Annotated in this window: 9 protein-coding genes; 3 read left to right on the top strand and 6 right to left on the bottom strand. The window is 71.1% G+C overall.

Features of this window, described 5'->3' with window-relative positions; genetic code table 11:
• Positions 1 to 141: 141 nt before the first annotated feature.
• From BM252_RS12335 to BM252_RS12325, 3 genes are all read right to left on the bottom strand, one after another.
• A complete protein-coding gene (locus tag BM252_RS12335) occupies positions 142 to 552 on the bottom strand; it encodes a KGG domain-containing protein (RefSeq protein WP_093387811.1) in 411 nt (136 codons plus the stop codon).
• A 206-nt stretch (positions 553 to 758) separates the two neighbouring features.
• Positions 759 to 3,425 (bottom strand): hybrid sensor histidine kinase/response regulator, encoded by a 2,667-nt coding sequence (locus tag BM252_RS12330; protein ID WP_245774226.1) that lies wholly within the window; start codon positions 3,423 to 3,425, stop codon positions 759 to 761.
• A gap of 244 nt (positions 3,426 to 3,669) precedes the next feature.
• Positions 3,670 to 4,665, bottom strand: coding sequence for an aldo/keto reductase (locus BM252_RS12325; protein WP_425442311.1), 996 nt, complete (start codon positions 4,663 to 4,665; stop codon positions 3,670 to 3,672).
• Between the two features lie 220 nt (positions 4,666 to 4,885).
• Between BM252_RS12325 and BM252_RS12320 the strand changes: the two genes are divergently transcribed.
• Positions 4,886 to 5,773, top strand: coding sequence for a LysR family transcriptional regulator (locus BM252_RS12320; RefSeq protein ID WP_093387808.1), 888 nt, complete (start codon positions 4,886 to 4,888; stop codon positions 5,771 to 5,773).
• A 126-nt stretch (positions 5,774 to 5,899) separates the two neighbouring features.
• Entirely contained in the window at positions 5,900 to 6,400 is a 501-nt protein-coding gene (locus BM252_RS12315; protein ID WP_093387807.1) for a GAF domain-containing protein, read from the top strand.
• Between the two features lie 175 nt (positions 6,401 to 6,575).
• Here the strand turns inward: BM252_RS12315 and BM252_RS12310 are convergent, their stop codons facing one another.
• Positions 6,576 to 7,316: a GntR family transcriptional regulator gene (locus tag BM252_RS12310; RefSeq protein ID WP_093387805.1), complete on the bottom strand. Its 741-nt coding sequence runs from the start codon at positions 7,314 to 7,316 to the stop codon at positions 6,576 to 6,578.
• A gap of 357 nt (positions 7,317 to 7,673) precedes the next feature.
• Between BM252_RS12310 and BM252_RS12305 the strand changes: the two genes are divergently transcribed.
• Positions 7,674 to 10,331 (top strand): TonB-dependent receptor, encoded by a 2,658-nt coding sequence (locus tag BM252_RS12305; RefSeq protein WP_245774225.1) that lies wholly within the window; start codon positions 7,674 to 7,676, stop codon positions 10,329 to 10,331.
• 118 nt (positions 10,332 to 10,449) lie between these two features.
• On the opposite strand, the gene BM252_RS12300 is transcribed toward BM252_RS12305, so the two are convergent.
• Complete coding sequence (locus BM252_RS12300; RefSeq protein WP_245774224.1) at positions 10,450 to 11,760, bottom strand: RNA polymerase sigma factor; 1,311 nt, start codon at positions 11,758 to 11,760, stop codon at positions 10,450 to 10,452.
• Between the two features lie 2 nt (positions 11,761 to 11,762).
• On the bottom strand, positions 11,763 to 12,569 hold the full coding sequence (locus BM252_RS12295; RefSeq protein ID WP_093387802.1) for a YciI family protein: 807 nt from the start codon (positions 12,567 to 12,569) through the stop codon (positions 11,763 to 11,765).
• Positions 12,570 to 12,571 lie beyond the last annotated feature (2 nt).

Here is a 12,571-nt window from a genome sequence, read left to right as displayed (position 1 = left end):
CTTCCCTTCTTCTTGCCACGCCGCGCAGAGCGACGGATCAGGCAAACTCAGCCTAACCAACGGTCAACACGAACCCGGCATGGACCCGGCGCCGGACTGCGAACGGACTCGAGTTTTCAAGCCCGCGCCGTCGGAACGGACTCAGGTTTTCGACCCCGAACCGCCGGAACGGCTGCCGCCCTGGCCGCCGGTTTGGCCGCCGGTTTGGCCACTGCGTTGCTTGTCTTCCTCTTCGCGCTCGCGCGCGCTGCCCTGGTTGCCGGCCGTGCCGCCCGAGCGCGAGGCGCCGCCGGGGGTGCTGCTCTGGCTGCTGCCCTGGTCGTTCTTGTGGCTCATGCTGCCGGCCCGGCGTGCCTCCTCCGAGGTGAACTCGTGGGCCGTGCCCTTTTCATGGGCGGCGCGGCCGCCCTCGCTGGCGATCTCGCGCTGCTGTTCCGGGTCCATCGAAGCGAAACCGCGTTTGCTGGTGTCGCTTTGCTTGCTGCCTTGGTCGCTGCCCTGTTTGCCGCCTTGGTCGCTACCTTGTTTACCGCCTTGGTTGGATGAAGCCATGATCTTTCTCCTGATGTGTAGCCGTTGGAAAAATACTGCCCATGCCACCGCCCACCTGCCGCGCATTGCGGCGCGGACTGACGAGCAGGAGGAGCAGTCATGGTAGTTCAATCATCGGCAACACAATATAGGACGTTGGTAGGCAGGCGTGTAGGAGCAGTCCGGGGGACGGTGGCCGGCGGTGGCCATTGTTGACAGCTTGTCGCTTACCCGGCACCCTCCAGCGCCCGCTGCAACTCGCCGAACTCGTAGGGCTTGCGCAGGAAGACGGCGGGGAAGCCGAGGCCCTCGAGCGACTCCAGGCCGTAGCCGCTGGCGAACACGACGCGGGTGGCCGGGCTGCGCCGCAGCAACTGGCGCGCCAGGCCGATGCCGGACATGCCGGGCAGGCTGACGTCGGTGAACAGCACGTCGATCTCGCGCCCGGCCAGCCAGGCCCAGGCCGCCTCGGCGTCGGCGGCGGCGCTGACCGTGTGGCCCAACTGCTCGACCACCTCGCACACCATTTGGCGGGAGTCGGCGTTGTCCTCGACCACCAGCACGCGCAGCGGCCGGCGGGCGGGCGCGGGGGCGGAGGCCACGGCGCGCACTACGCCGACTACGCTCGCGGCGGTGGCGTCGGCGGGCGCGGACGCCCCGGCCGGCCCACTCGGCTTGGCCGGTTCGGCCGGTTCGGCCTGCTCAGCCGGCTCTGCCTGCCCGGCCGGCTTGGGCTGCTCCGCCGGCTCGGCCGGCAACACCGGCGCGGCGGCCATCGCGCCGGCGCGCAGGGCCAACTCGGCGCGCCGGCCGGCCAGCATCTGCCCGACCTTGCGCGCCAGGTCCTCGCGCCGGTAGGGCTTGCTCAACAACTCCAGGCCGGCGTCGAGCCGGCCGCCGTGCACGATGCCGCCCTGCGGATAGCCGGAGGTGAACAGCACGGCGATGTCGGGCAGCACGCTGCGCGCCAGCCGCGCCAGCTCGGGGCTGCGCAGCGCGCCCGGCATGACCACGTCGGTGAACAGCAGTTCGACGCGGGCGCCGGCCTGCAGCAACAACCAGGCCTGGTCGCCGCTGCCGGCCTGCAGCACGCGGTAGCCCAGCGCGACGAGCATGTCGACCACGGTGGCGCGCACGCCGGCGTCGTCCTCGACCACCAGCACCGTCTCGCTGCCGCCGGCCACCTGCTCGGCCGCCGCCGGCGCCGCCGGGCGCGGCGCCGCCTGCTCCGAGCGCGGCAGGTAGATGCGCACGCGGCTGCCGCGGCCGGGCCGGCTGTCGAGCTTGATGTGACCGTGGCTCTGCTTGACGAAGCCGTAGGCCATCGACAGGCCCAGGCCGCTGCCCTCGCCCAGCGGCTTGGTGGTGAAGAAGGGTTCGAAGGCGCGCCGCATCAGCTCGGCCGACATGCCGCAGCCGGTGTCGCTGACGGTCAGGCGGACGTACTGGCCGGGCGGCAGCTCGGGCAGCTGGCCGACGAAGGAGGCGTCGAGCTCGACGTTGGCCAGGCGCACGCGCAGCCGGCCGCTGCCGCCCATGGCGTCGCGCGCGTTGATGGCCAGGTTGAGGATCACACTCTCCATCTGGCCCGGGTCGACCAGGGTGTTCCACAGGCCCGGGTCGAGGCGCCACTCCAGCGCCACCGCCTCGCCCAAGGCGCGGCGCAGCAGGCCCTCCATGTCGACGGCCAGCCGGCCCAGGTCGACCACCTGCGGGCGCAGCGGCTGGCGGCGGGCGAAGGCCAGCAGCTGCGACGACAGCTTGGCGCCGCGCTCGACGGCGCCGATGGCCGTCTCCAGCCGCTGCGCCGAGCGCGGGTCGGCGCCGTCCTGCTGCAGCAGTTGCAGGTTGCCGTAGATGATCTGCAGCACGTTGTTGAAGTCGTGCGCCACGCCGCCGGTCAGCTGGCCCACCGCCTCCATCTTCTGCGCCTGGCGCAGCAGCTCCTCGGCCTTGTTGCGCTCGGCCACCTCGCGCGCCACGCGCAGCTCCAGTGTGCCGCTCAGCTCGCGCCAGGCCTGCTCGATGCGGCGCCGCTCGCTGATGTCGGTCTTGACGGCGATCAGCGCCAGCGGCCGGCCCTGCTCGTCGTCGAGCCGGCTGATGCTGCTCGAGAGCCACACCCACGACTGGTCCGGCCTGCGGTAGCGCTTCTCCAGCGTGAACGGCTCGCCGCGCTCGACCAGGCGGACCAGCAGCACGCGGTTGCCGGCGCGCTCGTCGGGATGGATCAGGTCGTCCATGTTCAGGCCCAGCAGCTGCTCGGCGCCGCGCGCCAGCATGCGGCACAGCGCCTCGTTGACGCGGCGGTAGTTGCCGTCCAGGTCGAGCTCGGCCATGCCGACGGCGGCCTGGCCGAAGATCGCCGCCAGCCGGTCCTCGCTGGCGCGCAGCGCCTGCTCCATCTGCTTGCGCTCGGTGACGTCGAAGCACACGCCGACATAGCGCCGGCTGCCCGGCGTGGCGCCCGGCAGCACCTCGCCCTGCCGCGCCAGCCAGCGCAGCGCGCCGTCGTCGGCCCGGCGCACGCGGTACTCGGCGTATTCGAGCGGATTGTCGACGCGCTCGAGCTTGTACTGGCCGACCTGCTCGCGGTCGCGCTCGTCGACCAGGCCGAGCAGCAGCTCGGCGGTCACCTCCTGCTCGTCGGCCAGGCCCCACAGCCGGCGGTAGGTGGCCGACACCAGCAGCTTGCCGCTGTCGGGGAACCACTCGAAGCTGCCGACGCCGCCGGCCTGCTGGGCCATGCGCAGGCGCTCCTCGGCGGCGGCGCGGCGGCGCAGCTCGGCGTCGGCGGCCGGCGTCGGCGCCGGCAGCACGATCGCCGACGCCGCCACGGCGGGCGCGGCCGCGCGCGCCTCCGCCTGCCCTGGCGCGGCGGGGGGCGGCGTCATGGCGGCCTGCGGTACGTTGGGAGGAGCTGTCACAAATCGGTCTTCGCTACGGTCGCACATGGGGGCGGCCGGCACCAGTTGCCGGCGGGCCGGGTCGGGCCGACGGGCGCCTTGGCCAGCCCGTCGACATGTGCGACCATGCTACCAGCTTTTGCCGCTTTGGCAGCGCATGGTTGACGCCGCCGCGCAACGCCGCGACATCCGGCCAAGATCCGGCCAACATCCGGCCAACATCAGGCCAACATCAGGCGTTCAGGCCCTTCATGCCCTCCTCGCTGTAGCGCGCGCCGGCGGCCATGCCGAGCGGAAGCGCGGCGGCGATGCGGGCCAGTTCGGCCGCGCTCAGCGCGACCTCGAGCGCGCCCAGGTTGTCGCGCAGGTAGGCGACCCGCTTGGTGCCGGGGATGGCCACGATGGCCGGCCGGCCGGCGCCGCCCTGCGCCAGCAGCCAGGCCAGCGCCAGCTGGGCCGGCGTGCAGCCCTTCTCGGCGGCGATGGCGCGCACGGTGTCGACGATGCGCCGGTTGCTGCGCATGTTCTCGCCGGCGAAGCGCGGGTTGAAGCTGCGCGCGTCGCTGGCGTCGTGCAGCGAGGCCTCGGCCACCATGCCGGTCAGGAAGCCCCGGCCCAGCGGGCTGTAGGCGCAGAACGCCGCGCCCACCTCGGCGCAGGCCTGCAGCACGCCTTGCTCGGGGTCGCGGGTCCACAGCGAGTACTCGCTCTGCACCGCCGCGATGGGGTGGACGGCGGCGGCGGCGCGCAATGTTGCCGGCGACACCTCGCACAGGCCGATGGCGCCGATCTTGCCCTCGCGCACCAGCTCGGCCAGCGCGCCGACCGACTCGGCCAGTGGCGTCTGCGCCAGGTTCAGCCGGTGCATATAGTAGAGGTCGATGTGCTCGACGCCGAGCCGCTTGAGCGAGGCCTCGCAGGCGCGGCGGATATAGGCCGGGCTGTTGTCGACCTCGCGGGCGTAGCGGCCCGGCTCGCGCACCAGGCCGAACTTGGTGGCCAGCCTCACTTGCGCGCGCTTGCCTTGCAAGAAGCGGCCGAGCAGCTGCTCGTTGTGGCCGGAGCCGTACATGTCGGCCGTGTCGTACAGGGTGACGCCCAGCTCGAAGGCGGCCTCCAGTGTGGCCAGCGACTGGGCGTCGTCGGTGGCGCCGTAGAACTCGGACATGCCCATGCAACCCAGGCCCAGCGCCGAGACGCTGAACGGACCGATGGCGCGCGCCGGCAGGACGGCCGGCGCGGCGCCGCTGTTGTGGATGGTGTTGTTGGTGTTGATGGTGCCGGTGGTGCCGGTGGTGGCGGTGGTGGCGGTGGAAACTGCGTCGGCGTGCTGTGCTGCGTTCATGTTTGGCTCCTCTGGTTTGGCAAAACGAAGCCCAGTGTAGGGAGCGGCGCAACGTTGTGGAATGAGCAAAATCGTGATACCTTTTTGGTATGAGGAAACCAGCATGAGAAAACTCGACACCCGCGCGCTGGAAATCTTCGTCGCCGTCGCCCACTGCCTGAACTTCCGCCAGGCCGCCGAGCAGCTGCACATGACGCAACCGCCGCTGAGCCGCGCCGTGGCCCAGCTGGAGCGCCGCCTGGCCGTCAAGCTGTTCGAGCGCGACACCCAGCACGTCGCGCTGACGCCGGCCGCCGTCGCGCTGTTGCCGCTGGCGCGGCAAATCCTCGGCCTGCTCGACGCCGCCGAGCAGGCGCTGCACGGCGACGGCGCCGCGCCGCCGGCCCGGCTGCGCCTGGGCCTGACCGTCTCGGTCGACGCCGACCTGTTCCGCGGCTTCACCACGGCGCTGGGCGAGGCGCTCGGCGCGGCGCCGCTGGAGCTGTCCGTGGCGCCCTCGCCCAAGCTGGTGGCCGGGCTGCGCGCGCGCCGCCTGGACGCCGTCATCGTCGCCCTGCCGACCCGGCTGTTCGGCCTCGATGTCTTGCCGCTCAAGGCGCAGCCCATGCTCGCCGCCCTGCCCAGCGGCCACCCGCTGGCGCGCCGCCGCACGTTGCGCCTGGACGACCTGCGCGACGAGGCCGTCTACTGGTTCGAGCGGGCCCGCCAGCCGGCCTTCTTCGACCACTGCGACCAGGTGTTCCAGCGCCACGCCTTCGCCCCGGCCTTCATCCGCGAGCCGCACGACCACCACGTGCTGCTCAGCGACATCGCCGCCGGCAAGGGCATCGCCCTCTTGCCGCAGTCCTTCGCCGCGCTGCGCCGCAGCGGCGTGGCCTACCGCAAGCTGGCCGAGGGCGACGAGCTGGCCATCGGCCTGGGCCTGGTGGTGGCGCCCGGCCACCCGCAGCGCGCCCTGCTCGACGGCCTGGCCGCCCGCATCCTCGGCTAAAGATGGGGCGGCCGGGCGCGACGGCGCGGTGGCGGCGGCGCTGGCCACGTGGCAGGCGGGCCGGCGCGCGGGCGGCGGCCGGAACGGCTACCATAGCGGCTTGACCAATTTCCCGCCGCCACCGCCATGACCTTCACCCTCAACGACACCGCCTACCGCAGCGACAGCGCCGCCGCCAAGCAAGCCATGTTCGACGACCTGCGGCCGCAGCTGCAGGGCCTGGTCGCCGGCGAGACCGACCGCGTCGCCAACAGCGCCAACTTCAGCTCGCTGGTGTTCAACAGCATGCCGGGCCTGAACTGGGCCGGCTTCTACTTCCTGCAGGGCGACGAGCTGGTGCTCGGCCCCTTCCAGGGCAAGCCGGCCTGCATCCGCATCCAGCGCGGCCGTGGCGTCTGCGGCGGCGCCGTCGACCAGGGCGAGGCCATCGTCGTCGCCGACGTGCACGCCTTCCCCGGCCACATCGCCTGCGACGTCAACTCGCGCTCCGAGCTGGTGGTGCCGCTGCGCGCCGGCGGCGCCGTCATCGGCGTGTTCGACCTCGACAGCCCGCTACCCGGCCGCTTCGACGCCGACGACCTGGCCGGCATCGAATCGCTGCTGCGCATCCTCGAAGCCACCTTCTAAGCCCCACCGCCCACCGGGGTCAGTGCCGACATTCGGACACAGACTCAGCGCCCACCGGGGTCAGTGCCGACATTCGGACACAGACTCAGCGGTAGAGCGGCTCGCCGGCACACTCTATGGTTGAGCTCGTGTCTGAATGTCGGCACTGACCCCGCGGTTGCGGGTTGGCCTCCTTCTAGGCGCTGAACTCGGCGACGAAGTCGTAGGCGTCGCCGCGGAAGTAGCTGCGGCAAAACTCGACGGCGCGGCCGTCGCGCAACAAGCCCAGCCGCTCGATGGCCAGGCCGGCGTCGCGCTCCCGCGCCTGCAACAGGCGCGCCTGCTCGGCGTCGAGCAGCAGCGCCGACAGCCGCTGCAGCGCCCGCACCGGCCGGTGGCCGCTCTTCTGCAGGGCCTCGTACATCGACTTGTCGACCGCCTCCAGCGACGGCAGGCAGGACGCCACCACCGTGGCGTACTCGAGGCACATCGGCTGCTCGTCGGCGTAGCGGATGCGGTGGAAGCGGTATACCGCCTCGCCCGGGCCGAGCCGCAGCCGCAGCGCCTCCTCCGCCGTCACCGTGCCCTCGCTGCGCTCGAGCCAGACGCTGCGCGGCACCCGCCCGCGCGCCCGCATGTCCTCCGAAAACGAACTGAGCTTGGCGAAATTCTTCTCGACGCGGGTGCGGTTGACGAAATTGCCCGAGCCGGGCCGGCGCTGCAGCAGGCCCTCGGCCACCAGGCCGTCGAGCGCCTTGCGCACCGTCAGGCGCGACACCGCCAGCTCGCTGGCCAGCTTGCGCTCGGGCGGCAGGGCGTCCTCCGGCCTGAGCAGGCGCTGCTCGATGGCCTCGCGCAGCGCGCGCTGCAATTGCTGGTAGAGCGGCTGGCTGATGCTCGCGCGCACCAGCTGCAGGATGGTCGCCAATGAAATCATCTCGGGCCCGGAAAAAGTGGCAATACCAAATTAAATAAATTAATACCAAACAAATACCGAACACTTGCCATCCAGCCCAGTTTGATATCATTTTTGCACCAACTTAGTGAATGGTAAGCCAAAATGCCCACAGTGAAGGGAAATTTCTGTGCACAAAAGGCAACGTTCCGAAATTTTATTCAAGTGGTAGCACTTTGGTATCTAAAAATGCAGTATATTGGCGTTGAACTGGTTTTGTTGTTGGTTTAGTAAGCGCGAATCTTGACCTTGTCGCCCCGCGGCCGGAACGCGAAAGATTCATTTGAAAATGGACAGGCTCCACTAGGGGCCACTGGAGATAGAGTAATGACGTACCAAATGAAAGCAGCAAGCAGCCCGGCGCCACGCGCCCACAACGGCCTGACCCCGATCGCCTTCGCGGTCGGCCTGATGATCCTCGGCAGCGCCGCGACGGCCCAGGCCCAGCAGGCCGCCCCGGTCGAGCCGACCGCCGTGGTCACCGTGGCCGGCGTGCGCGCCGCGCTGGAGCAGTCGCTGAAGCAAAAGCGCAGCGCCGACTCCGTGGTCGAGGTGGTCACCGCCGAGGACATCGGCAAGATGCCCGACAAGAACGTCGCCGACTCGATCCAGCGCCTGCCCGGCGTCAACATCCAATCCTCGGCCGGCGGCGAAGGCGGCTTCGGCGAGAACGACCGCGTCAGCCTGCGCGGCACCAGCCCGAGCCTGCAGCAAACCACCTTCAACGGCCACGGCATCAGCACCGGCGACTGGTTCGTGCTGAACCAGGTCGGCGGCAGCGTCGGCCGCAGCAGCAGCTTCTCGCTGCTGCCGTCCGAACTGGTCGGTTCGATCATCGTGCACAAGAGCCAGACCGCCGACCTGATCGAGGGCGGCGTGTCCGGCTCGATCGACGTGATCACCCGCCGTCCGCTCGACTTCAAGAAGAACCTGACCGTCGAGGCCTCGGTCCAGGGCGCCTACAACGACCTGGCCGGCAAGACCCAGCCGCAGTTCTCCGGCCTGTTCAACTGGAAAAACGACAGCAAAACCGCCGGCGTGCTGGTCCAGGCCTTCTCCGAGAAGACCAGCGTGCGGCGCGACGGCCAGGAGATCCTCGGCTACTCGACCATCTCGGCCACCAGCGCCGCCGCCAAGGCCAACCCGGCGCTGGCCGGCCTGCGCCTGCCGACCTTCATCGGCGCCACCCTGTTCGAGCAGGTCAAGAAACGCGAGGGCGGCGCCTTCGACGTCGAACTGCGCCCGAGCAAGGAACTGACCCTGGACCTGAACGGCTTCTACTCGAAACTCAAGGCGGCCAACCAGAACACCAACTGGCTGGCGGCGCCGGGCAACTCGATCAACCGCGACGGCCTGATCCCGACCGCCTACACGGTGGCCAACGGCACCCTGACCTCGGCCAGCTTCACCAAGAACTCGGGCGAGGTCGACAACGCCTACCGCCCCGACGCCGGCGGCGAGTCCTACTACATCGACTTCAACTTCAAGTACCGCGCCACGCCCGACTTCACCGTCACCGGCAAGGCCGGCGCCACGCACGGCGTCGGCTACGACCGCGACGACGTGTTCTACCAGAACGGCGTCGACGGCGGCATGAGCTACGCCCTGAACGGCCTGAGCCCGGCCAACATGTCCTTCCCGGGCGGCACCACCAACAAGCCGGGCCCGACCGCCTGGGCCGGCGGCGGCGAATCGCAGTCGGTCGACAAGGAACAATACGCCCAGCTCGACGGCGAGTGGCGCCTGTCCAACGGCCTGCTCGACTCGGTCAAGTTCGGCGCCCGCGCCACCGACCACAAGCGCACCGCCGAGCACCCGTTCGAGACCAAGCCGACCCCGGCCGCCTTCACCAACCCGGGCCCGGCCTGGAGCGGCCAGCAGTATCCTAGCGACTTCGGCAAGGACCTGGGCGGCAACCTGTCGAACAACTACTTCAAGTACGACGGCGCCGCGCTGGGCGCCTGGGGCGCCGCCCCGGGCAACCGCCTGTTCGACTACGTCGCCCGCCACAACTGGACCGACGAGTTCAAGGTGCAGGAGAAGACCACCGCCGTCTACGGCATGGCCAACCTGGTCAGCGAGGGCTGGAGCGGCAACATCGGCCTGCGCGCCGTGCGCACCAAGCAGACCACGCTGGTCAACCTGAGCGGCGGCGCCAACGCCATCAAGGGTTCCGACTGGGGCGCCTACACCCCGACCACCTACGAGCGCAGCTACAACGACATCCTGCCTAGCGCCAACATCAAGTTCGACGTGCGCGACGACCTGGTGGTGCGCGCCGCCATCGCCCGCGCCATGTCGCGGCCCGACTACAGCGCGCTGGGCGGTTCGGTCTCGCTGAACGACGACGCGCTGAGCGGCACCGGCGGCAACGTCAAGCTCGACCCGATCCGTTCGAACAACGCCGAGGTCAGCGCCGAGTGGTACTTCGCGCCCAAGTCGGCCGTCTCGATCGGCGTGTTCTACATGGACCTGAAGTCGGTGGTCTCGCAGGGCACCTCGAGCGGCACCTACTACAACAACAAGCTGGGCCAGCAGGCGACCTTCCAGGTCACCTCGCCGTTCAACACCAGCGGCAAGAACAAGGGCGTCGAGCTGAGCTACCAACAGCCGCTGTTCAACCGCTTCGGTGTGTTGGCCAACTACACCTACGCCGACGGCAAGCTGGCCGACGGCAGCGAACTGATCAACTCGTCGAAGAGCACCTACAACCTGACCGGCTTCTACGAGGACGACAAGTTCAGCGCCCGCGTCGCCTACAACTACCGCTCGGTCTACAAGGCCGGCGTCGACCGCGGCGCCAGCCAGCACGTCGAGGGCAGCGGCAACCTGGCCGCCTCGTTGAACTACAAGATCAACGAGCAGCTGAGCATCAACTTCGACGCCTTGAACCTGACCAACACGACGATCAAGATGTACGCCGAGAACAAGGACCAGCCGCGCGCCTTCTACTCGAACGGCCGCAGCTTCTACCTCGGCCTGCGCGGCAAGCTGTAGGCGGACGATCCGGGCCGCCGCCCCAGCGCGGCGGCCCGCAACGAGCCTCATGTGCCAAGTTTGCAGGCCCCTAGCGGGGCCTGTTTTTTTTTGCCCGGGGCGGACGCGGGGGCGCCGGCTAGCCGCCGCAGGCCGCCGCGCGGGCCAGCAGCAGCGCGCGCTCGCGCAGGTTGCGCGTCAGCGCGGCGGCGCGCTCGAACTCGGCGCGCGCCTCGGCGTCGCGGCCCAGCTTGGCGAGCAGGTCGCCGCGCACGCTGGGCAGCAGGTGGTAGTGGCGCAGCGCGGCGACGTCGCGCAGCTGGTCGGCCAGCTCCAGCCCGGCGGCCGGGCCGAAGGCCATGGCCAGCGCCACCGCGCGGTTCAGCTCGACCACCGGCGACGGCGCCAGCTGCGACAGCGCGTCGTACAACGCGGCGATGCGCCCCCAGTCGGTGTCCCCGGCGTGGCGGGCGCGGGCGTGGCAGGCGGCGATGGCGGCCTGCACGCCGTACGGCCCCAGCCCCCGGCCCAGCCGCTCGGCGCGCGCCAGCGCGGCCAGGCCGCGGCGGATCAACAGCTGGTCCCAGCGCGCCCTGTCCTGCTCGAGCAGCAGGATGGGCGCGCCGTCGGCGCCGACGCGGGCGCAGGCGCGCGAGGACTGGATCTCCATCAGCGCCACCAGGCCGTGCACCTCCGCCTCGTCGGGCGCCAGCTCGGCCAGCACGCGGCCCAGCCGCAGCGCCTCCTCGCACAACGCCGGACACATCCAGTCGGCGCCGGCGCTGGCCGCGTAGCCCTCGTTGTAGATCAAATAGACGACCTGCAACACCGAGGCCAGCCGTTCGCCCAGCTCGGCGGCGCGCGGCACCCCGTACGGCACCCGCGCCTCGGCCAGGGTGCGCTTGGCGCGCACGATGCGCTGCGCCACCGTCGCCTCGGGCAGCAGGAAGGCGCGGGCGATCTCCTCGGTGCTCAGGCCGCCCAGCAGGCGCAGCGTCAGCGCCACCCGGCCGTCGGTCGGCAGCACCGGATGGCAGGCGGCGAACAACAGGCGCAGCAGGTCGTCGCCGATGTCGCGCTCCAGCGCCGCCTCGACGGCCGCGTCCAGGTCGGGCGCGGCGGCCTGCAACTGGCCCTCGATCTCGTAGGCCAGTTGGCCCTCCTTGTCGTTGTGCAGCTTGCGCTGGCGCAGCAGGTCGAGGGCGCGGTTCTTCGCCACCGTCATCAGCCAGGCGGCCGGATTGTCCGGCACGCCGGCCGCCGGCCAACGCTCGAGCGCGCCGACCAGCGCGTCCTGCGCCAACTCCTCGGCCTGGCCGACGTCGCGCAACATGCGCGCCAGCGCGCCGACGATGCGGCCCGACTCGATGCGCCAGACCGCCTCGACCACGCGGGCGACGGCGGCCGGAGCGGCGCCCGGCGCGCCGCCCGTCCGGCTTGGCGCGGCCAAGCCTAGCGCCCCGCGCCGCCGAGGGTGGCGTGCAGGCCGCCCTCGAGCTGCTGGGCGCGCATGCGTTGCTCGGCCTCGCGCAGCGCCGGCGTGAAGGCCGCCGCCGGCGCCGGCACGAGCTCGCGTATCTCCAGCGTCAACTCGCCCGCCATCGGATACGGATAGGCCATGGCCAGCGCGGCGGCCCGCTCGCGCGACGCGGCCTGCAGCATCCAGTAGCCGGCGATCAGCTCCTTGACCTCGGTGAACGGTCCGTCGACCACGCTGGCGCGGCCGCCGCCGAGGCGCACGCGGGCGCCCGAGGCCGTGCCCTTGAGCCCCTCGCCGGCCAGCAGCACGCCGTCGCGCACGCCGGCCTCGTTGGCGCGGTTCATCGTGTCGATCACCGCCGGCGGCGGCGCCAGGTCGCTTTCCAGCACGGCGTCCGAGCGCAACAGCACGGCGTAGCGCTTGAGCGCCGGGTCCGGCCGCGGCAGCGTGCCGGCCGGCGTGCCGCGCTGCATGTCGAAGCCGACGCAGCCGCCGGGACAGCCGGCCGCGCGGATCTCGAACTCGGCCTCCGCGCCGGCCGGCGGCCAGCCGCACACCTGCTCGGCGGCGTGCTGGACGGAATCGGCCTCGAGCATGACGAAGCCGGCGATCAGCTCGTCGGCGGGGAACGGCCCCGGCCGCTGTTGCCACACGCCGTCGACGCGGCGCAGGCGCAGCCCCTCGGCGCTGGGCGCCAGGCTGGCGCCCGGCTCCAACGCCGCCACCGGCAGGCCGGCCTCGGTGTGCCGGTCGGCCCGGCGCAGTATCATGAAGTGCATGG

The organism is Rugamonas rubra (genome assembly GCF_900114705.1).
Lineage (GTDB): Bacteria > Pseudomonadota > Gammaproteobacteria > Burkholderiales > Burkholderiaceae_D > Rugamonas > Rugamonas rubra.
This window is presented reverse-complemented; position numbering and strand designations above follow the sequence as displayed.